Source organism: Caballeronia sp. (assembly GCF_028292365.1).
Classification (GTDB): domain Bacteria; phylum Pseudomonadota; class Gammaproteobacteria; order Burkholderiales; family Burkholderiaceae; genus Caballeronia.
Window position 1 is genome coordinate 1 of sequence record NZ_JAQGMM010000547.1, and the last position, 20,682, is coordinate 20,682.

The window sequence follows — 20,682 nt, forward strand, 5'->3', positions numbered from 1 at the left end:
CGCCGTGAGCATGAAGTGCGAGCGACCGTTGGCGCGCAGCCAGACCGCCAGATCGTGCAGATACCAAAGCTCGCCAAGCGGCAAGCCGAGCTTGAACAAACAATGATGGTGCAGCGGCATCAACGGATAGTGACTTTCTTGACCTTGCGCGGGACGTGCGGGATATCGCTCGACCGCATAGTTGTCCGCCACCAGCGCAGCAATGCCCGAATCGGTCAGCCACTGCAACAGCCGCTGGTCGCGGCCGTCGAGTGCGCAGCATTGACTGTTCAGCACGGCTTCATCGGGATGACGATTCATTTCCAGCACCAGTTCAGCGAACCCGGTGCGCAGCAGCAGCATGTCGCCGCGATCGATCTGTACCTTGTCTGCGTCGATCGCGAACATCAGGTCGTCGTAACCCACGGTGCGGTGCTCACGCCCGTAATGCGCCACGAGATCGACAAGAACGCCGCGTCCCTGCATGCCCTTTACCGCAAGATTTTCAATACCGAGCGCTTCCGCGTGGCTATGTTCGTTGCCGCAGGCGTGCGGCGCAAACGCGTCCTCGCGACGGTATTCAATGGGCCCTACTACGTCGGTGTTCGCCTTGTAACCGTTGTAGTAGACGCTTTCCGCCACGCCATCGGCGTCGGCGTCGAAGAGCGCGCCAACATGCGCAAGCGAGTCCCATTGGGTGGAATATTGCAGGCTCATCAGCACTTGATCGTCACTGACCACGTCGGTCGCCTGCTCCTCCATGCGCGCGAACGGAAAGTTCACGTAGGGCAAACCGTCCTTCGTCGTGGGCCGCAAAACCGGCGGATGACGACGCACGTTCAGCTTGCTGTCGCCCGGATAATCCAGCGGTAAAGACAGGCAAAAACTCAGGCCCGCGCGAATCTCACGCGCTCCTTTCAATACCTGTTCCGGGGTGATCAGGTTCGGTCGTCCGAGTTGATCGTCGGGGCCGAAGTCGCCCCAGTTCGAACCGTCAGGTCTGTTTTTCCAGCGCCTCTGATCCTGCATGTTCTTCTCCTTGCGCGACGTCTTGCGCCGTCGGCGCGACCAGGGTCCCCACTGCCGCTAGCTAATCAGCGTTTGCGGTATCCGGTCGAAAATATTGAGGAGCGCCGCGACCGCGTGCTCCTGGTTCTTCAGCAAGCGTGCCTTCGGGCCACCGATAACGAGCGCGAACGCTTCACCGTGGATCGAAAATCCCTTCGCAAGGCCCGCTACGTCCTCGACGTTCTCTCCGGTCGAACGATGCCAGCCAAGTGTCACGCCCTGCTCCACTTCCACCTCCAGGGCCACGCGATCGATCACCGAACCGTCAGTCAATGCGCTCAGCGGCTCGCAATTGTCGAGCAGGCGCAGGCGCGCATCCACCGGCAATGCACCGAGCAGCGCTTTGCCTGCCGCGCTGGCGTGGACGAGCATGAAACCGCCGGGTTCGTCGCTGTAGCGAATCTTCTGGCGCGATTCCATGACATCCAGATAGACGACCCGAGTGCCCGCGAGCGTCGCGAGCGCGGCCGTTTCGCCCGTCGCGTCGCGCAACGCCGTCAGCAACGGTTGGAACAGCAGCGTCAACGGGTCCTCGCTGCAAATGTCGCGTGCCACATGCAACAGGCGTTGCGTCGGGTAATAGCCCGCTTTTACGCCCGGCGCGTAGAGATAACCCTTTGCCACCATCGTCTGCAAAAGCGCATGACAACTCGACAAAGGGATTTCGGTTCGACGCGCAATCTCGCTGTAAATCATCGGTTGCCGGACTTCGGCAAACAGGTTGATTACGTCGAAGACGCGCACTGCAGTTTTCACATCCATGACAACATTATCGGTATATCGATAACTTCAACGCAATAGGGTTTGGGGTATACACCTAGAAATGCGTCGCGCTCACCGCTTCCGGGTCTGAACCAACCCCGAAGGAAACCGTCTGAAGAAATCAGCCTCCCAGCGTCACGGGGCCGGATTGCCTGTTTCATTGCAAGACTGAATCTTAAATAGATAGCTATCCTTATAAATCTCCCGCCGGGCCTACGTTTTTTTTTGCGGGATCGAAATACGACGACAGGTGAGAACCTGCAGGATGCAAGCGGTGAGTCTATTCGGGAGAGTGAGCTGGGATCAAGGTGAGCCTTCGCGGGAGCTAAAAGTGAAGGTATACGGGAGCGATAAAAAACGGCGAAGCCTTCGAGCAAGGCTTCGCCGCTTCTAAGCCGCTTGAACCGAAAGTGTTAACGAGCGGTGTTTCAGCATGAATCGCGCGTGGCCTTCATACGCCTTAAAGCTGCCGCGCGATCACCATGCGCTGTACTTCGCTCGTACCTTCGTAGATCTGCGTGATGCGGGCATCGCGATAGTGGCGCTCGACCGGATAGTCTTCCAGATACCCATAACCGCCGTGAATCTGGATGGCCTGCGAGCAAACCCGCTCCGCCATCTCCGACGCAAACAGCTTCGCCTGCGACGCTTCGCTCAGGCACGGCAAACCTTCAGTGCGCATGCGCGCCGCGTGCAACACAAGCAGACGCGCGGCGTTCAGGCTGGTCTGCATATCGGCGAGAAGGTTGGCTACCGACTGATGCTCCTTGATCGGCTTGCCAAACTGCACGCGCTCGTGGGAATAAGCACGCGCCGCGTCGAATGCCGCGCGCGCAATGCCCACCGCCTGCGCCGCGATACCAATGCGCCCGCCCTCCAGGTTAGCCAACGCGATCTTCAATCCTTCGCCGCGCGCACCCAACAAGTTGGCGGCAGGAATCGCACAGTCCTCGAGTGAAATCGGGCAGGTATCGGAGGCACGGATGCCCATCTTGTGCTCGGGCCGCCCAACGTTGAAACCGGGTGTATTCGTCGGTACGATGAACGCCGACAAGCCCTTCTTTCCAAGCTCCGGATCGGTCACGGCGAATACGATCGCCATGCCCGCGCGCGCGCCGTTCGTTGTGAACTGCTTCGCGCCGGAGAGCACCCACTGGCCGTCGCGTTCAATAGCACGCGTCTTCAGATTATTAGCCTCCGATCCGGCTTGCGGCTCAGTCAGCGCGAACGCGCCGATCATCTCGCCCGTCGCCAGTTTCGGCAGATATTCAGCCTTTTGCGCTTCAGTGCCAAACGCGAGAATGGGTCCGCAGCCGACAGAATTGTGCACGGCCATCAGCGTGGAACACGAGGCGCAACCCGCTGCGATCTCTTCGATAGCCAACGCATACGCCACGTAGTCGCTGAACGTGCCGCCCCACTCAACGGGTACGATCATGCCAAGCAAACCGAGCTCGCCGAGTTGCCGCACGACTTCGTCCGGCAAAGCGGCGTCGCGGTCCCATTGGCCGGCGTGTGGTGCCAGCACTTCGGTGGCGAAATCGCGTGCGGCGTCTCGGATCATGCGTTGGTCGTCGGTCAGGAAACTGTCGATCATGATGGTCTGGCTCGTGTGAAATACAGGAAAACACAGGGAAGGCACTGGGCTTACACTGCTGCGCTTAAGCGGCGGAGCAGTCAAGTGGATGGCAAACAGCCTCACGCCAGATTCTAGGCGTGACACATCCGTCTGCCGATGCCTGAAACGATCAAGCTTCCTGAGCGAATGCGCCACCTAGTGACTACCCCAACGCCAACAAACCCGCATGAACGGCGGCCCCGGTCTGCCGTGACCCCAACTCCGCCCGGTCCCAGGACACCACGCCGCCCAGCCAACGAACGCGGGACCATCGCGGGGGATTTCGTCGAAGAAGCGCTGCAATGCGCCGAGCGTCGCGGCGTGGCACGGGCCGGGTTACTGGAGCGAGCGGGCATCAACCCCGCCACGCTCGCGGCGCCGCTCGCCCGTGTTTCGGCCGCGCAATATGGCCGCTTATGGAGCGCCATCGCAGACGTGCTCGACGATGAGTTCTTCGGCCAGGACAGCCATCCGATGCGTCGCGGCAGCTTCACGTTGCTCTGTCATGCGGCGCTGGGTTCGCGCGACGCAGGCCAGGCGCTGACCCGCATCGCGGGTTTCCTGCGGCTCGTGCTGGACGACCTGCGATGCGAAATCGATACCGACACAACCCGCGTAAGAATTCGCCTCGTCGACACCGCTAGTGGAACCCTCGCACCCCGCCCGATGTTCGCTTACGCGACCGCGTTCATCATGATCTATGGTTTGTTGTGCTGGCTGGTCGGCCGTCGCATCCCGGTGCTGGCGGCACATCTGCGCTGCCCGGAACCGGCGGCAAGCGACGAATACCGGCTGATGTTCTGCGACGCAATGTTCTTCGACCAACCCGCGTCGTATGTCGATCTCGCGCCGGACTGCGCCACGTGGCCGGTCGTTCAGACGGCCGGCACGCTGAAGGTTTTCCTGCGCGAGGCGCCGGCCAATTTCATCGTCAAGTATCGCAATCCCGATTCGCTCGCCGCACGGATTCGCCGCAAATTGCGGCAGGCGCCGCCCGTCGACTGGCCGGATAGCGAAGCCATGGCGGCGGCGCTGAACATGGCCGAAGCCACACTCAGACGCCGCCTGAAACAAGAGGGCGCAACCTATCAGTCGATCCGTGATGCGCTGCGGCGTGATCTCGCGATCGCGCGGCTTGCCGATACGACGCAGACCATCGCGGAAATAGCGCATGCGCTCGGGTTCGCAGAACCTAGCGCATTTCATCGCGCATTCAGGAAGTGGACGGGGGTGCGGCCGACGGCGTATCGCGGCATGCGTGCTGACGTCAGCAGCGACGCAGATGCATGACAGCACGCGCACCGTCGCGCTGCTATAGTGAAAATCTGCTGGTCCACTGAAGGAGCGTTGCCATGCCGCAACCGAAAACACCACCGCACAGCAAGCCGGAAGCGACGGCAGACGCGAATCATCGCGAGGCCGCCCTGGACGAAGCGCTGGACGAGAGTTTTCCCGCAAGCGACCCGGTCGCGATCTCGGTCGATCATCAACCTGGCGCCGCGCCGGAACGTCGCAACAGCCGCGACAGCCACGGCAAACGGTCGCGCTAGTGCGCTCTCGTCACTAGTCGTCAAGACCGGTCAGCAGCAGGCCCAGCTTCTCCACATGCTGCATGAGCATTGCGCGGTGTTTGTCGATCTGTTCGATCCGTCCGGCAAGATCGGCCTTCACCGGGTCGTCCAGTTTGCCCGACGCGCGCAAATCGTCCGCCTTCGCGTTGATGCCATCGAGCTGGACCATCGAAAGCTGCCGCTCCACGCGGCGCAGGTCAGTCAATAGTAGGTCGCGGTTGCGCCGGAACATCTGGTCGCGGCGATGCGTTTCTACTTGCTGGAGCGCCTGGTCGGCGATGCGCCGGGTCGCTTCCGTCTGGGAGAGGAGCGGTTCCGGCCCGCGCAGGACAGGCCGCTTGGGCGCCGGGTGCGCATTGCCGCGGAACACGGCAGCGGGCGTTTCCTCGTCCATTGCGCGTTGGGTCTCGGGCGGAATGTCGCGCCGGTCGCGGCGCTCGTCCAGCCAGCGCGGCGGCAAGCCGGTGACGGTTTCGACCCCCCGCACGAATTCCTCACTGAAATCACGCCTTCCGGCCAGGATCAGTTTCATGTACGACGGGGAAAAACTCATCATGCGGGCAATCCTCGCGCCGCCAGCCGGCGATCCTGCGAGCACATTCAGATTGGCTCGCCACACGAGGTACAGCGTTTCATCGAAATCTTCCATGGGCTAGTCTCCAAGCAGACGGACTCGCAAACGCCGCGCAACGGATTTACATGCGCTTGACGCTTAGGTCCTGGCGAGCCCGTCATCACGGCGACGAGCCGGATCGTATCGGGGGCGTCGCCTAAGTGGGCATCTGACCGCAATCTTACCGGTATCTCAATAATGCGCGTTTTGTCTGGGCGCGCGGTAAAAACCCGCAGAATCAACAGCAAGCGCGTGGTTTAAGGGCAACCACGCTAAAAGAGACGCGAAATTGAGGGCGCGCGGCCGAAGTTCGACTACTCAAGCCGCTCTATAGACCGACATTGTTTGTTGCCGGCACGTCTCGTTCAAGAATATCTGTCACACGAATAAACTACAGTTATGCGCGTGACAGATAATTGCCAAATATCTGCCACACGCATAATTGACAAATATCTGCCAGAGGAATAAATTGCAGTTATTCGTGTGAGAGATAATTATCATGCAGCAGACTATCGCAACGCCGTACCAGATGGGTCAGATTCTCGCGGCCGGCCGTCGGCGGGCGGGCCTCACCCAAGCCGAAGCGGCCTCCAGACTCGGTGTCAGCCAAAGTCGCATATCAACGCTGGAGACTGATTCCGGCGCGCTGACGCTTGACCAGTTGCTGACGCTCTTTGGCGCCTACGAGCTGCAACTCCAGGTACTGGACAAGGGTTCGCCCGCTCCAGCGTCCCCCGCGTCTGCGCTGGAGTGGTAATGGCAGGACGCAAGCCACATTCCCGAGCGCTGTCGGTATGGGTCAACGGCGTACGAATGGGCATCTGGCGGATTCCCACTCGCGGCCCGATGGAACTCGCCTACGACCCCGAGTGGGCTGCCTCCGAGCTGAGCCGGCCCCTCTCACTGTCGTTGCCTATCCCGCTCGATAACGCCCCGCTCAAAGGCGATCGGGTACTCAACTACTTCGACAACCTGCTGCCGGACAGCGAAGCCATTCGAAAGCGCATCGGCCAGCGATTTCGCACCGACACGCTGGATGCGTTTGATCTCTTACAGGCCATTGGCCGGGACTGCGTCGGCGCAGTTCAGCTCCTTGGAGTCGACGAGGAGCCCACTGGTGTCGAACAGATCGATGGTACTCCGCTCAGTGACGGAGAAATCGAGGCGCTCCTGAACCAGACCGCCGGCAGCGGCACTTTTGGCCCCCAGAACGACGAAGACGACTTCCGGATTTCCCTCGCCGGTGCGCAGGAAAAGACAGCGCTCCTCTGGCATGAGGGTCAGTGGATGAAACCCCATGGCGCCACGCCGACTACGCATATCCTGAAGCTTCCGCTTGGCCTGGTGGGCAATCGGCGCGCGGACCTCACCACGTCGGTTGAAAACGAATGGCTGTGCATGCATCTCCTGCAGGCCTACGGCTTGCCGGTCGCTGAAACAGAGATCAAGACCTTCGGCCGGCAACGCGTGCTGAGCGTCAAACGCTTTGACCGCCAGATGCACTCAAGCGGCAAGTGGATCTTGAGGCTCCCGCAAGAGGACTTTTGCCAGGTGATGGGGCTGCCTTCGTACAAGAAATACGAGAACGAAGGTGGCCCGGGGGTGATCGATCTGGCGCAAGTGCTTCAGCAGTCCGAGACGGCTAAGGAAGACATCGAAACGCTGCTGACCACGCAAATACTCTTCTGGCTGCTGGCGGCCCCGGACGGGCACGCGAAGAACTTCAGCATCCGGCTTCTGGCGGGTGGACAGTATCGGCTGACGCCGCTTTATGACGTGATGTCCATCTGGCCGGTCGAGGGGAAGGGAGCAAGCCAGTGGTCGTGGTTCAAGGCCAAACTCGCCATGGCGGTGTCGGGCAAGAACCGTCACTACGCCTTTCGCGATATCCAGCGCCGCCACTTCAACGCAATGGCGCCGCGATGCTCATATGGTCAGGATGCGGAACCGATCATCCAGCGGTTGATTGAAGAAACGCCCGGTGTGATCGAGCGTGTGTCGACTGAATTGCCGGGGGGTTTTCCGGCCAGAGTCGCGGACCGTATCTTCGAGGGACTGCGCAGGACAGTAGCCGAACTCGACGCGATGCCCGCCAGGCTAGTTGCCTGACAGACGACGTGCACGATTTCGCGCCAAACCCGGCTCGCGCCGGGTTTGCATCACATCAATCACATCATCAAGGCACGTCGCGCAAATACCCTTCCTTCGACGAATCGCGCATCCGCAACGAGACGATCCAGGAAATTGCGCACAGTGCCGTCACGTACCAGTAGAAGGTCGTCTCGCTGCCAATCGACTTCAGAAACAGCGCCACATATTCCGCGGAGCCGCCGAACACCGCGTTTGCGACCGCATAGGACAAACCCACACCAAGCGCGCGCACTTCCGCGGGAAACATTTCGGCCTTGATCAGTCCGCTGATCGACGTGTAGAGACTCACGATAGCCAGCGCAATCACCACCAGCACGAACGCCATGACCGGACTCGTGACGTCCTTCAACGCGTACAGGAGCGGCACGGTGCAGAAAGTGGCGAGGCCACCGAACCAGAGCATCGACTTGCGCCGGCCGATCCGGTCCGACAACGCGCCGAATGCGGGCTGCATGATCATGTAGATGAACAACGCCGCGGTCATCACGTTGCTAGCCGTCTTGGCATGCATGCCGGCGGTGTTCACCAGATACTTCTGCATGTACGTGGTGAACGTATAGAAGATCAGCGATCCGCCCGCCGTGAAACCAATCACGGTGAGGAATGCGCCTTTATGCTGCATGAGACCGCGAAGCGTGCCGGCCTCCTTCAGCTTGCGGGTTTCAGCCGTGGTGGTTTCATCGAGCGATTTCCGCAAATACAGCGACACAACCGCCGCGAGCGCGCCGATCCCGAACGGGATACGCCAGCCCCACGCCCTCAATTCTTCCGTGGTCAATAACTGCTGCAGAACAACCAGCACGAGCAACGCGGCAAGCTGTCCGCCGATCAGCGTCACATACTGGAACGATGCGAAGAAACCGCGCCGCCCCTGCAGCGCCACTTCACTCATATAGGTCGCGCTCGTACCGTATTCGCCGCCCACCGACAAACCCTGGAACAGCCGTGCGATCAGCAGGAAGAACGGCGCCCATGCACCAATGCTCGCGTAGGTTGGCAAGAAGCAGATCACGAGCGAGCCCGCGCACATCATCAGCACGGAAATCATCATCGAGGTGCGGCGACCGTGTTTGTCGGCGATACGGCCGAACATCCAGCCGCCAATTGGCCGCATCAGGAAACCCGCTGCAAACACGCCCGCGGTGTTGAGCAACTGCGTGGTCGGGTTCCCACTTGGAAAGAACGCCGGCGCGAAGTACAGCGCGAGGAACGAGTAGATATAGAAGTCGAACCACTCGACGAGATTTCCCGATGAAGCGCCGACGATCGCGAAGACGCGGCGCCGGGTGTCGGCTGAAGTTGAGAGGACGGTGTCGGCCATGCTGGTTGAAACTCCTGTCGCGTGTTGAAAACGGCGGCTTGTGTCCGCTCTTGCGCCGGACTGATGCCGGTGACGGTCCGCCCTGAGCGGCGTTGGCGCGCCAGTTTATACGACGAGAAGCAGGTTGATGCAAGATGACGATCAGCAAAAATTCAGCTTACGCTTTAACCTTAATAGAAAGTTTTTTGTCAAAGTACGAAATTGAGAGAAATTCCTCAAAGCCTTTTAAGCTTTGAATTCCTACTAGATCAATGGTTTGCAGCCAACTAATGGAAGCATGGAGCGCTCACAGCCAAACCTTACGATCACACGTGTTGAAAGAGTTTAGTAATTACCCTAAGTCACGAAACCAAGCCACAAACCAAGCCACAAAACCAAGCCACAAAACCAAGTCACAGAAAACGGCCCCTGCCCGCGCATTGCCGCTCTCGATTCACGCGATCCCTGAGCCGAAGTCTTGCCATAATTGCGGACGCATGGTTTTTCTGGAGAACCGCATGAACCCGCAGTCCGATCACACGCATCACACGCATCACACGCTCGACGCCGCCCTGGCATCGAAATTCGCCCGGCTCGCACTCGGCCACCTGACGCGCGAATACCCGAACAAGCTCGACCACGTGATGGGCAGCGCCGCCGATGCACAAGGCCCCCGCGCGCTCCATCCGATCTTCTATGGCAGTTTCGACTGGCACTCGTGCGTTCACGGATACTGGCTGGTCGCGCGGCTTGTCGACCGTTTTCCCGCGTTGCCGGAAGCGTCCGACATTCGTGCGCTGATCGACTCGCATTTCACTCATGCCAATGTCGCCGCCGAAGTCGCGTACTTGCAGCGTCCGGAGGCACGTGGTTTCGAGCGTCCGTACGGCTGGGCGTGGCTGCTCGCGCTTGCCGGCCAGCTTCATTCGATGCAGTCAGCAGAAGGCCAGCGTTGGTCCGCGACACTGGCACCGCTTGCGCACGCGTTTGTCGAGCGTTTCACGGAGTACCTGCCGAAATTGACCTATCCGCTGCGGGTGGGCACGCATTTCAATACGGCGTTCGCGCTGACGCTGGCTGTTGGTTTTGCACGGCAAGTGGGTGACACGGCGTTCGAAACGCTGATCGCCGATACCGCGCGCCGCTGGTATCTGAACGATGCGGGTTGTCAGGCGTGGGAACCGGGCGGCGATGAATTTTTATCGTCGGCGCTAATGGAAGCCGAGTTGATGCGGCGGGTGTTGCCCCCGGCCGAATTCGCGGGCTGGTTCGACCGCTTCCTGCCCCGGCTGGACGCGAGTGAACCCGCCACGCTGTTCGTGCCGGCCACCGTGTCAGATCGCAGCGACGGCAAGCTCGCCCACCTCGACGGCCTGAACCTCAGCCGCGCGTGGTGCCAGCGTTCGCTCGCGCGTGCGCTGCCGGTGGGCGATGTGCGTATCGGCTTGCTCGATGCCACTGCGAACGCTCATCTTGCAGCGGGCCTGGCGCATGTGGCGGGTGATTACATGGGCGAGCACTGGCTCGCGACGTTTGCGTTGCTGGCGCTGGAGGCCTGACTGGTTTGACGCCTCGCGTTTGTGAGCTCGATCTCATCCGCGCGGCTGAAACGCGATCACGCTCATGCCGGCCAGCGCGATCGCGACGCCGGCGAGATCCCAGCTTGTCGGGCGGATCCGTTCGACAATCCATAACCACATGATCGCCACGGCGATGTAAACGCCGCCGTACGCCGCATACACGCGGCCGGCGGCGCTGGCATGCAGGGTGAGCAACCATGCGAAGAGTGCGAGTGCCAGCGCACCGGGGATGAGAAGCCAGGGAGAACCGCCCTCCTTCAGCCATCGATAGGGAAAATAGCAGCCCACTATCTCGGCAATGGCGGTCACAACATACAGCAGGAACGTCTTCATATCGGCAGCCAGGGTTTCATGGTGGTTTTTATGAGCGGGCTCTATAAGCGGTTTCACTTGCCATTCTCACCAAGCGCTGCCAACCCTGCGAGCAATGCCTGATGAAACGCGCGCGGGTCCTGCATCTGTGGCGCATGGCCCAGCTCCGCAAACTCGACCAGCTTCGCACCGGGGATCGCCTCTACCGCGTGTTTGGCCAGCTCCGGATAGCGCCCGAGCGTCGGCCGGATCTCCGGCGGCGCGAGGTCCCGGCCAATTGCGGTGGTGTCCCTATCGCCGATCAGCAATAACGTCGGCGTCCTGATCTGCCCGAACTCATAGACAACCGGCTGCGTATAAATCATGTCGTAGAGCAAGGCTGAATTCCACGCTACAACGTCCTTGCCCGCCCCGCGATACATCCCCGCCAGCATCTGCACCCACGGCTCGTAGCGTGAGTCCCAGTGACCCGCGTAATACGTGGCTTGCTCGTACTTGCGAATGCCGTCGGCGCTTGTCTTCAACTCGCGCGCGTACCAGTCATCGATCGAGATGGATGGCACGCCCTTCGCCTTCCAGTCCTCCAGCCCGATCGGATTTACCAGCACAAGCTGCTCGGTCTCTTGCGGATACATCAGCGCGTATCGCACCGCAATCATGCCGCCCGTGGAATGCGCGACGAGCGTCGCTTTTTTCACGCCCAGCGCCGCGAGCAATGCGTGCGTGTTGCGCGCCAGTTGCTGGAACGTGTACTGATACCGCACCGGTTTGGTCGATTTGCAAAAGCCGATCTGGTCCGGCGCGATCACGCGATACCCCGCATCGGTCAACACGTCGATGCTCTCCTTCCACGTCGCTGCGCAAAAGTTCTTGCCGTGCAGGAGCACCACGGTCCGTCCGTTAGGATGCTTGGACGCGACATCCATATACGCCATGCGCACGATTTGCCGCTGCGATGAAATCGCGAACCGGCCGACCGGATACGGATAATCGAAGCCCTGGAGCTCGGGACCGTAAGCAGGACCGTCGTTGTCGGATGGTGCTGGAGATGATGCGGCCGATGGCGAGGACGCGGGTTGATCGCTGGAAGCGCTGGAAGCGGTCGAATCGGCGAAGGCAGGCGATGCAATCGATACGGCTAAAGCTAAAACAGCGCAAAGCATGCGGCTAATCGAAGTCATGGGCACGGAAGCTCGCAAATGGAAACAAGGGAGAAGCCAGAACAACCGCAGCAAAATCGAACCAGGATGGTTGCGGCCCCACGATGCACGCAGGCACCAAGCGACGGCGCGAGAATTTTATCGCGTGTGCGTTTTGTCCGTCGGCGGCACGGATACCGTCGACAAGCATCGATCTCATCGCCACGTGATGGTCCCCGGCGCCTTATACTCCCGCCTCGACTCACCCAGATGAAACCCGACCTCGCACGCCGCATGAAAATCCGCTTCACGTTCCTTGCCTCTTTGCTGGCCGCGCTCAGCGCTACCGTATCCCTCAATGCCCTCGCGGCCAGCGACTGTCCCCAGTTCAGCCCCGGTGGCCGGGCGCCCATTGTCGCCAATGCGAAGATGCGCGCCTCGACGCAGCAACTTTGTTATTCCGACTTCGCGGTCCTCCATTCCGGCGTGACGCACGGACCGTTGTGGTCGGCGGAACACTTGACGGCCGAACACATGGACGATGCCCGCGACAACACCCGCACCAACCGTTTTTTCGTCGATAAAAAATTGCCGCCCGGCGACAGCGCCACGCTCTCGGACTACAAGAAGAGCGGCTACGATCGGGGCCATATGAGCCCGGCCGGAGATCGCTGGGACAAAAAAGGCATGGCGGAATCGTTTTCGCTCGCGAACGTAGTACCGCAAAATTCGTCGAACAACCGGCGCATCTGGTCGCGCATAGAACAGTCCGTGCGACGGCTGGTGGAGCAATCCGGTGACGCCTACGTGGTCACGGGCCCCCTGTTTTCCGGACGGCAGTTGCAGACCATTGGTGAGTCGCGTGTGCTCGTGCCCACGCAGTTGTATAAGGTAGTGTATTTGCCCGGACGTGACCTGGCGTTCGCGGTGGTGGTCGACAACACGCCAACGAACGAATACACGGTCAAGACGGTCCGGGAACTGGAAGCCATGAGCGGGCTGCAATTTCCAGGCATTCCGGACACGCTGAAAGACCAACGCATTGGAGGACTGAAAGGTGTTTAAGCCATTTGCCAACGATACCGACACACTCAACATCAACGGCGACGCGCTCGTGATCGCCAACGACACCGCACGGCTGTCCATTTCCGGCGACCTGGAAATCGCACGTGACAAGACCGGCTTGACCACGGCGCTGGCGCTGCAAAAGGCGGTCAACGCCATCGTCGACGCCTTGCAGAATGACGCAAGCCTACCCGTGAAACTCGCCGATGAAACGCCGAAGCCAGCGGGCAAGACGGATAATCCGTTCATCTGAGCGTTAAAAAATTGGCCGGAGACGTATCTTGATCGAATGCCACATTGCACCGAGTCCACTGGGCCATCTCGCGTATCGCGCGGAGGACGATTACCTGACGGGATTGTTCTTCGTCGGCCAGAAGCATTTTCCCGCCGGTCTCATCGATACTGGAGCGCCGAAGTCACGTGCAATCATCGTGGCGATGGAACAGATCGCCGAGTACTTCGCCGGTGAGCGAACCGTGTTTTCCGTACCGCTGCGGCTCAATGGCACCGAGTTCCAGCAACGTGTATGGGCGGCACTGCAAGAGATCCCGTTCGGCACCTCGTGGACCTATGGCGATCTTGCGCGCCGGATGGGTGTGGCCGCTGGGGCGTCACGAGCCGTGGGGGGTGCGAACGGGCGTAACCCCGTGGGGATCATTGTGCCGTGTCATCGCGTGATAGGCGCCGATGGAGAGCTGACCGGCTATGCGGGCGGCGTAGAGCGCAAGCAACATCTGCTGACGCTTGAAGGTGGCCCAGGACGCGCACAACTCACGTTGTTCTGAACGTTCAGACACGTAATCGATCGGTCAGAACACAAAAAACCCCCGCGAGCGCTACGCGCTTGCGGGGGTTTTCCGCTTCTGGACGCCGGGAAACAACGTCCAGCGCGTCAAGACTCACAACACAGATTACTGCTGCTGCGTGCTGACGCGAATTTCGACGCGACGATTCTTTGCGCGGCCAGCAACGGTCGAGTTCGAAGCGACCGGATTCGACGCGCCAAAACCTTGCGCCGTGTAGCTTTGCGAACGCAAACCATTGCTCTTCAAATACTGCATCACCGATTCCGCGCGGCGTTGCGACAACTGCCGGTTGTGCGCAGCCGGACCTGTTGAATCCGTGTAGCCCGCCACTGCGACCTGGCGCAACGTCACGCCCTGGGCAGCAGACACAAACTCGTCGAGCGTGTCGGTTGCTTTCGGCGTGAGCGTGGCGCTGTCGGTAGCGAAGTTAGCGTCGCCGCTCAAATCGATCTGACGGGGCATTTCCACTGCGGCCTGTGGGACCGGAGCCGGCACTGGCGCCGGTGCAACTTCGGCCTGAGCAGGCGCGCCGCACTGGAACGTCAGGACACGCGGATCGGCCGGATCTTCGGACGGCGCGCGCAGGCGTTCCATCGTTTCGAGCTTGTATGCAGGCTTGTCGCCGCAAATTTTCTGGGCCTGCTTCACGCATGCCGCCACGCCTTCGAACAAGCCATGACATTCCACGCGATAAACCTGCGCGCCATTGGCCGTCTGGATCTCGTTAGCGTTGAAAGTCGGGCCCGAAGCAGAAGAGCAGCCTGCAAGCACACCGATTGACAACAGACCTGCAGCAATTAGTTTATTGGACATCTTGTTTACCATTCTTAAATTGACGTGTGACTGAGATATCGAGACAAATGCGTACTGGATGGGCCATCAGACAGTTACCCGATTTTCACAGCCACCTATTCGCCTCAAGCCTTCGATCCGGATCTTAAAAATGATCTGGAATCCGAAATCGCGCGGCATGTTAGCACGCGAAAACTAGCATTCCTAACTGGATAATTCCTAATAAATGAAACACGTTAGAGCGATTTAGGAAATAACCTATAAACGTGAACAATCAGAAAACTTTTGACGCATCATTACTGCGCGGGAAATGAAAAGCGGCCGCGAATGCGGCCGCTTTTTCACAATTTGAAATGTGCCGCTAGCGATCGAAACGCAGGCAGCAAAACCGACATCAACAAGCTTGACCCCTCAGGCGCGCTTCACTTTGGCAACGGCATCATGTCGACATCGGACTGGCGCTGAAGATCTTGTACTTTTGTTTGCAATGCACGCAGTTGCGCTTGCGCGGCGTCCTGTTCCGCACGCAGCGAACGGATCGCTTCCTGTTGCTCCGCCTGCCTGTCGGCGACCTGGCTTTGCTGCGTCCGCGCGACATCAAGGTCGGCCTGAAGACGGTTGGCGCGCCCTTGCTGGACGGCGATCAGCCGGTCAGCAAAGTTCTTCTCAGCTTCGAGCTTGGTCCGGCGAATCTCGGTATCGGCGAGTGCCGCACTGTTCTTGGCAAAGTCCGCGTAAATGGTTTCCGCACGAGAATCCACTTGAGTCTTGACCACGCGCCAGAATTTCTTTTGCTGAAACAATGCAATATAAAACGTCATTTCATCGGGGTAAAACAGCAAGCTCGCGCCATAGCTGCCGTTATACGTGGTGCGCAATTCCTTTACCCTTCCATCGCGAATCATTTGCTGCAGGTCCGCGACGTTGCCATTCACTGTCGCCTGCGGTTCGTCGGCGGCGCCGTTGGTCAGAAGACTGCGGCGCACGCTTGAGTCGCCGAGTGCATCGGCTACCGGGGTACTGCTTTGCTTGGGCGCTGTGGGCCCGGCGGCACACGCTGCGCCGCACAGGACGAACCATGCCAAGACCAGTGCCCCGCCTCTCGTTGTATTGTTGGAGTTCATGGAATTTCCGGGTTGAACGCAATTAAGAATGCGAAGCACCGGAATTATGGCAGATAGGAAAGCTGAAGCGGAAAATCCATGAAGAGGCTTTTTACAGTCTCACCACCACCTGAAAACACTCAACGATTTGAAACGATTCATGAAGCGATTGATGAAGAACCCGTTGCATAAGCCTTGCGCGCTTCATGACTGAATTCCTGCCTTGTTTTATAAATCGTGACGCAGGCGCACGTGCTCTTGAACCACCGATGGAACGTGTGTATCGCCTGTTGAGTTGATGGGCGAGAAGATCCGCGCATCGACTTGATGTGTCGGCACGCCAGCAAAGATTCCGCGATCCGCTTTGAAAGCGAACGGTGCACCCGAGTAGATACGCGGATCGATGGACGTTGCCGCCATGACCGGCGAGACCTGGCAAAGAACACCCAGCGCAACCAGACTGGCGGACGTGAGAACCGAACGGAATGAACAGACATGCAAGGACATGAGAAGGACTCGCGCAAAAAATGCCTGCGCGCGAACTATCGCTTAACCGCGTACTCGTGACAGGCGTCAGACAGAAGAGAAATTCACGTGCGCCAGATGACAGCGCACGACCAGCCAAGATGAGACCATCTCCGTGTCGTCCGAACCATGAGCAAGTTCTGAATTTCTCCCATACCGGCTTGATCGTTTCAATTCTCTGCGGGTCAGTTGACCCACCGCAAGATCATCGGCAACAAGACCGGCACCACGAATGCCGTGAACAATCCGTTCAGGCCCATGCCGAGACCGGCGAACGCTCCCATTTCATCGCTGACCTGGAACGCGCGTGCCGTCCCTATGCCATGCGATGCCACGCCAAGCGCGAAGCCTCGGACCTCCGGCTCTTCAATACGTAGAACATTGAGGATGGTACGTGCCGATACCGCGCCGAACACGCCGGTGCAAATCACCAGTACGGCGGTCAGTGATGGCAGTCCGCCCAGTCGCTCGGCGATAGCCATGGCGATCGGCGTGGTCGCGGACTTGGGCGCGAGCGATATCACCGTCACGCGCGGCACGCCGAACATGATGGCAACGACGGTCGCCGAAATAATCGCGGTCAGCGAACCGGCGATCAGGCCGCCGGCCAGCGGCACGGCAGCGCGACGCAGCTTCGGCAATTGCCGGTAGAGCGGCAGTGCGAGCGCAACTGTTGCCGGGCCGAGCAGGAAGTGGACGAACTGGGCACCCTGGAAATAGGTTTGATACGGCGTATGCGTCACGCTCAGCACGGCAACGACCAGCGCCACCGCAATCAACACGGGGTTCGCAAGCGGGTTGAACCCGGCGCGAGCGTAGATGCCTTGCGCGATCAGGTACGCGAACAGGGTCATCGTCAGGCCAAGCAGGGGTGTGGCGGCGAGGTAGACCCAGAGGGCGCCGAGTTGTGTCATGGCGTGGTCCTCAAAGTTCTGACGGCGTGTTCACACGCGCCCGGCGCATCTGGCGGCGCATCAGCGCACGTGTGACGAGCGCGGTGACGGCAATGGCAAGCGTGGTGCTCACCACCAGCGCCACCGCGATCGCCAGACCTTCGCCGCGCACCTTGTCGGCGGCGACCATGATGCCTACGCCCGCTGGCACGAACAGCAAGGATAGATGGCGCAGCAGTTCAAGCGCGGTAGGTTCGATTGAATCGACGGCGGACGGCCTTATCAGCAGATAGCCGAACAGGAGCAACAGACCGATCACAGGTCCCGGAACGGGCACATGCAAGCCCATGGAAAGGCCTTCTCCGAAGCACTGGAACAGAAGCAAGGTAGCAAGAGCGCGCAGCATGGCGTGGTTAATTGAGTGAAGTTTGACGAGCGAAGCAGTGGAGCAGTGAAGTCGGGATGATGACACGCGTCACGCCTGGCGTAGCGTCCTGGTCCAACGCGCAGACCAGGACGACTAAACCGGCTACAACAACCTAAAGCACCCAAATAACGCACCTAAATAAAGCACCTAAAGCAGCCAAGACGACCGGGCGTGAAACGTGCTCGCACAATCAGCCTGATGCGGCGCGTGCCCGGGTCAAGCCCTCATCTCCCGCGTTCCGGCGATTTAATCGACGCCTTCATAAAAATTTACAAATACCGACATCGCTCGCCATCTCGGCGATAATCCGTTCCTACGTGACATACGTACGAGCCGGGCGACGGCACACGAGATCTCCATGACCGACCAAGCTACTCCATCAAGCCGTACCGATTCCGACCCGAACACCGTGACAACCGGCGTGCCCGGCCTTGACGACATACTCGGCGGCGGGCTGATCAAGGGCGGGTTGTATCTGATCGAAGGAATGGCCGGAGCGGGCAAGACCATCCTGTCCACGCAGATCGGTTTTCATCGCGTGGCCGAGGGTGACTCGGTGCTGTACATCACACTGATCGCGGAGTCGCATTCCAAGCTGCTGTCGCATCTGAAAGGGCTGTCGTTCTACAACGCCGATGCTATCTCGGACAAAATGCTGTTCGTCTCCGGCTACCACGAACTGATGCGCGACGGCCTGAACGGTTTTCTCGCGTTGATCGCGTCGACCATCAAGACAAGCCGCCCGCGTTTCATGGTGGTTGACGGTTTTCGCAGCGCCCGCGAATTCAGTTCCACCGAACTGGAGTTGTCGCAGTTCATCCACGAATTGAGCGCGTTCGTGACGGCTGCGGGCTGCACCACGCTGATCCTCGCGCCGCTTTCGGGCAACGAGCCGCACCCGGAACACACGCTCGTGGATGGCCTGGTCGAACTCAACCGTTTCGCCACCGGCATGCGGCGCGCGCGCGAAATTGAAGTGCATAAGCTACGCGGCCGCGATCACCTGCTAGGACGCCATTTCTTCAAGATCACCGCCGACGGCCTCGTCACGTTCCCACGCCTGGAAGCGCGTTCGATGCTGCTTGAGGGCGCGCCGGACCTGAAGTCGAAGCTGGCGTTCGGCCTTCCCGACTTCGACACCATGCTGGGCGGCGGCGTGGTCAAAGGCTCGACAACAACGCTGATCGGGCCATCGGGGATCGGCAAGACGCTGCTGTCACTGAAATTCCTCGAAGCCGGGGTCGCCAACGGCGAACGCTGCGTGTATTTCGGCTTTTACGAATCGCCGGAGCGGCTGGTCGCCAAGGCGGAATCCGTCTCCATCCATCTTGCCGATGCAGTCGCCGACGGCCGCCTGATCGTCGAGTGGCGGCCCGCGGTGGAACTCGCCATCGACGAACTTGCAGCCGAGCTGATTTCAGTGGTGAAGCGCGCGGGCGCGTCGCGGCTGGTGGTGGACGGGATTGAAGGGTTCCACGATTCGGCGAACCGTATGGAGCGTTTCGGGCTGTTCCTGAACGCGTTGACGCACCGGCTGCGCCAGGAGAGCGTCACGACAATGCTGACCGAGGAGCTGCCGCTTTATGCGGACATGGCGCATGGGGGCTCGATCCGCGCGTCGGCGATGACGGAGAACATCGTGTTGATGCGATACGTGGAGACAAGCACGTCGCTGTACCGGATCGTCTCTATCATCAAGCAGCGCGAAAGCGCCCACGATCCGTCCATCCGCCGTTTCGTCATCGATGAAAACGGCCTGCATCTCACGGACGGTTTCATCGGCACGACCACGTTGTTATCGGCGCGCGGCACGATCCCGCTCACGCTGTCCGACCCGGACACCGGCACGCGGAAATGAAAAAAATCCTCGTCGTCGATGATGAATTCGACCTCCTGACCACTTGGCGGCTTGTCCTCCAGATGGAAGGGTACGAGGTCAGCACGGCGTCAAACGGCTTGTTGGCGCTCGAGTCGGTGCGTGCCAATCCGCCCGACCTGATCATCACGGACTGGATGATGCCCACCATGGACGGCGTCGCGTTATGCCACGCGCTCGCCGCCGACGACACCCTCGCGCAAATTCCCGTCGTGCTCTCCAGCGCCGCCGCGCGCACCCCGACGGTCACGCACCCGCACCTTGAATTCCACCGGAAGCCGCTTTCCATCGATGAACTCATCGAAATCGTCACGCGCCTGCTCGGCACGGCTTGATAACGGCGTAGATAGCGGCACGCCCGCCTGGGCACGATCCCTGCTGAAATGAACGCTCCGGTTAGCCGGATTCTTCGATAAACCGCTTCAACTAGAACGGGAGGCACCATGGTGCAGGATCAGGTAGAAGGCGCGGCGCAGACCGTCGTGGGCAAGGTGCAGGATGCGGTCGGCGGTTTGACCGGCGACGCGGGTACGCAGGCTGAAGGCAAGGCGCGCCAGGTGCTCGGCAAGATCCAGCTTAACTACGGCGAGACCATCGACCAAGTCCGTGAAGCGGTCATTGCAAAGCCGATCAATGGCGTGCTCGTAGCGGGTGCAATCGGATTTGTGCTCGGCGCGATCTGGGCGCGGCAACGGTAAGTTGGGCGCTGCGGGTTATGTGAAAGACAATTGGCCGTGCTGAAAAGCACGGCCATTTTTTTGTGGCTTTTTTTGCGGTTTGAGCGGCTCGTTTTCAGGCCGGCTTTTAGGACAAGCCCTCGAGGATCGGGCGCGGTTGATGCTGATTTCCATGATGCAAACCTAACAGGGAGAACCTTCATGACAATCACTGCAAGCCGGCTCTCAGATACAGAAGTACTGGTCGAGCAAACCGTTTATACATTTTCGGATAGCGCCGTCGCGGACGCGTTTCAGCGTTGCGTCGGGCAGGATTCCGTCGATTCGTGCAGCACGAGCCACGCGCCGACGTCCTCGCGCACAGCGAACGATGCCACCTCGGACGACCTTCCGCCCGGCAGCATCATTTCACCGTCGCTCGGCGG

General features: G+C 60.0%; 24 protein-coding genes. 12 read left to right on the forward strand and 12 right to left on the reverse strand.

Annotated elements, in window-relative coordinates; all coding sequences use genetic code 11:
- The 3 genes from JWR14_RS32090 to JWR14_RS32100 form a co-directional block, all read right to left on the reverse strand.
- The coding region (locus JWR14_RS32090; RefSeq protein WP_299717493.1) for a cyclase family protein at nt 1-1,008 on the reverse strand (1,008 nt) is incomplete at its 3' end.
- Nucleotides 1,009-1,065: 57 nt separating this feature from the next.
- Nucleotides 1,066-1,809, reverse strand: a complete 744-nt coding sequence (locus JWR14_RS32095; protein ID WP_299717496.1) for an IclR family transcriptional regulator — start codon at nt 1,807-1,809, stop codon at nt 1,066-1,068.
- 460 nt (nt 1,810-2,269) lie between these two features.
- Nucleotides 2,270-3,403 (reverse strand): acyl-CoA dehydrogenase family protein, encoded by a 1,134-nt coding sequence (locus JWR14_RS32100; protein WP_299717535.1) that lies wholly within the window; start codon nt 3,401-3,403, stop codon nt 2,270-2,272.
- Between the two features lie 234 nt (nt 3,404-3,637).
- Here JWR14_RS32100 and JWR14_RS32105 point away from each other — a divergent pair, with 234 nt between their 5' ends.
- Nucleotides 3,638-4,717, forward strand: a complete 1,080-nt coding sequence (locus tag JWR14_RS32105; protein ID WP_299717498.1) for an AraC family transcriptional regulator — start codon at nt 3,638-3,640, stop codon at nt 4,715-4,717.
- Nucleotides 4,718-4,779: 62 nt separating this feature from the next.
- A complete protein-coding gene (locus JWR14_RS32110) occupies nt 4,780-4,977 on the forward strand; it encodes a hypothetical protein (protein ID WP_299717500.1) in 198 nt (65 codons plus the stop codon).
- Between the two features lie 13 nt (nt 4,978-4,990).
- Here JWR14_RS32110 and JWR14_RS32115 read toward each other — a convergent pair whose 3' ends face one another.
- Complete coding sequence (locus tag JWR14_RS32115; protein WP_299717502.1) at nt 4,991-5,647, reverse strand: hypothetical protein; 657 nt, start codon at nt 5,645-5,647, stop codon at nt 4,991-4,993.
- 463 nt (nt 5,648-6,110) lie between these two features.
- On the opposite strand from JWR14_RS32115, the gene JWR14_RS32120 reads away from it, so the two are divergent.
- Together JWR14_RS32120 and JWR14_RS32125 are read left to right on the forward strand one after the other, a co-directional pair.
- Nucleotides 6,111-6,368: a helix-turn-helix transcriptional regulator gene (locus JWR14_RS32120; protein WP_299717504.1), complete on the forward strand. Its 258-nt coding sequence runs from the start codon at nt 6,111-6,113 to the stop codon at nt 6,366-6,368.
- Nucleotides 6,368-7,720 (forward strand): type II toxin-antitoxin system HipA family toxin, encoded by a 1,353-nt coding sequence (locus tag JWR14_RS32125; RefSeq protein WP_299717506.1) that lies wholly within the window; start codon nt 6,368-6,370, stop codon nt 7,718-7,720. Before JWR14_RS32120 ends, JWR14_RS32125 begins: the two co-directional genes overlap by 1 nt.
- Before the next feature lie 67 nt (nt 7,721-7,787).
- Here JWR14_RS32125 and JWR14_RS32130 read toward each other — a convergent pair whose 3' ends face one another.
- On the reverse strand, nt 7,788-9,083 hold the full coding sequence (locus tag JWR14_RS32130) for an MFS family transporter (RefSeq protein ID WP_299717508.1): 1,296 nt from the start codon (nt 9,081-9,083) through the stop codon (nt 7,788-7,790).
- A 497-nt stretch (nt 9,084-9,580) separates the two neighbouring features.
- Here JWR14_RS32130 and JWR14_RS32135 point away from each other — a divergent pair, with 497 nt between their 5' ends.
- Nucleotides 9,581-10,621, forward strand: coding sequence for a DUF2891 domain-containing protein (locus JWR14_RS32135; protein ID WP_299717510.1), 1,041 nt, complete (start codon nt 9,581-9,583; stop codon nt 10,619-10,621).
- Nucleotides 10,622-10,654: 33 nt separating this feature from the next.
- Here the strand turns inward: JWR14_RS32135 and JWR14_RS32140 are convergent, their stop codons facing one another.
- The gene (locus JWR14_RS32140; protein WP_213767970.1) at nt 10,655-10,975 is read right to left on the reverse strand and encodes a YnfA family protein; all 321 of its coding nucleotides are present in this window, start codon (nt 10,973-10,975) and stop codon (nt 10,655-10,657) included.
- Between the two features lie 53 nt (nt 10,976-11,028).
- Nucleotides 11,029-12,135, reverse strand: a complete 1,107-nt coding sequence (locus tag JWR14_RS32145; protein WP_299717512.1) for an alpha/beta hydrolase — start codon at nt 12,133-12,135, stop codon at nt 11,029-11,031.
- A gap of 252 nt (nt 12,136-12,387) precedes the next feature.
- Here JWR14_RS32145 and JWR14_RS32150 point away from each other — a divergent pair, with 252 nt between their 5' ends.
- Genes JWR14_RS32150 through JWR14_RS32160 form a run of 3 tightly spaced genes read left to right on the forward strand, consistent with a single transcriptional unit; the run spans nt 12,388 to nt 13,943 of the window.
- Nucleotides 12,388-13,158 carry a DNA/RNA non-specific endonuclease gene (locus JWR14_RS32150; RefSeq protein ID WP_277046946.1) on the forward strand — a complete coding sequence of 257 codons (771 nt, stop codon included), beginning with the start codon at nt 12,388-12,390 and terminating at the stop codon, nt 13,156-13,158.
- On the forward strand, nt 13,151-13,411 hold the full coding sequence (locus tag JWR14_RS32155) for a hypothetical protein (RefSeq protein WP_277046900.1): 261 nt from the start codon (nt 13,151-13,153) through the stop codon (nt 13,409-13,411). Before JWR14_RS32150 ends, JWR14_RS32155 begins: the two co-directional genes overlap by 8 nt.
- Nucleotides 13,412-13,439: 28 nt before the next feature.
- Nucleotides 13,440-13,943 carry a methylated-DNA--[protein]-cysteine S-methyltransferase gene (locus tag JWR14_RS32160; RefSeq protein ID WP_299717516.1) on the forward strand — a complete coding sequence of 168 codons (504 nt, stop codon included), beginning with the start codon at nt 13,440-13,442 and terminating at the stop codon, nt 13,941-13,943.
- Nucleotides 13,944-14,069: 126 nt separating this feature from the next.
- On the opposite strand, the gene JWR14_RS32165 is transcribed toward JWR14_RS32160, so the two are convergent.
- The 5 genes from JWR14_RS32165 to JWR14_RS32185 form a co-directional block, all read right to left on the reverse strand.
- A complete protein-coding gene (locus tag JWR14_RS32165; protein ID WP_299717519.1) occupies nt 14,070-14,777 on the reverse strand; it encodes an OmpA family protein in 708 nt (235 codons plus the stop codon).
- Nucleotides 14,778-15,178: 401 nt separating this feature from the next.
- A complete protein-coding gene (locus JWR14_RS32170) occupies nt 15,179-15,880 on the reverse strand; it encodes a DUF2968 domain-containing protein (protein ID WP_299717521.1) in 702 nt (233 codons plus the stop codon).
- Nucleotides 15,881-16,087: 207 nt separating this feature from the next.
- A complete protein-coding gene (locus JWR14_RS32175; protein ID WP_299717523.1) occupies nt 16,088-16,366 on the reverse strand; it encodes a hypothetical protein in 279 nt (92 codons plus the stop codon).
- Between the two features lie 203 nt (nt 16,367-16,569).
- Entirely contained in the window at nt 16,570-17,298 is a 729-nt protein-coding gene (locus JWR14_RS32180; RefSeq protein WP_299717525.1) for an LrgB family protein, read from the reverse strand.
- A 10-nt stretch (nt 17,299-17,308) separates the two neighbouring features.
- Nucleotides 17,309-17,683 carry a CidA/LrgA family protein gene (locus tag JWR14_RS32185; protein WP_299717538.1) on the reverse strand — a complete coding sequence of 125 codons (375 nt, stop codon included), beginning with the start codon at nt 17,681-17,683 and terminating at the stop codon, nt 17,309-17,311.
- A gap of 379 nt (nt 17,684-18,062) precedes the next feature.
- On the opposite strand from JWR14_RS32185, the gene JWR14_RS32190 reads away from it, so the two are divergent.
- The 4 genes from JWR14_RS32190 to JWR14_RS32205 form a co-directional block, all read left to right on the forward strand.
- Entirely contained in the window at nt 18,063-19,562 is a 1,500-nt protein-coding gene (locus JWR14_RS32190) for an ATPase domain-containing protein (protein WP_299717527.1), read from the forward strand.
- On the forward strand, nt 19,559-19,915 hold the full coding sequence (locus JWR14_RS32195) for a response regulator (RefSeq protein ID WP_299717529.1): 357 nt from the start codon (nt 19,559-19,561) through the stop codon (nt 19,913-19,915). The genes JWR14_RS32190 and JWR14_RS32195 overlap by 4 nt, the downstream gene beginning before the upstream one ends.
- Nucleotides 19,916-20,023: 108 nt before the next feature.
- Nucleotides 20,024-20,278 carry a CsbD family protein gene (locus tag JWR14_RS32200; protein WP_299717531.1) on the forward strand — a complete coding sequence of 85 codons (255 nt, stop codon included), beginning with the start codon at nt 20,024-20,026 and terminating at the stop codon, nt 20,276-20,278.
- 180 nt (nt 20,279-20,458) lie between these two features.
- On the forward strand, nt 20,459-20,682 hold a 224-nt coding region (locus JWR14_RS32205; RefSeq protein ID WP_299717533.1), incomplete at its 3' end, for a hypothetical protein.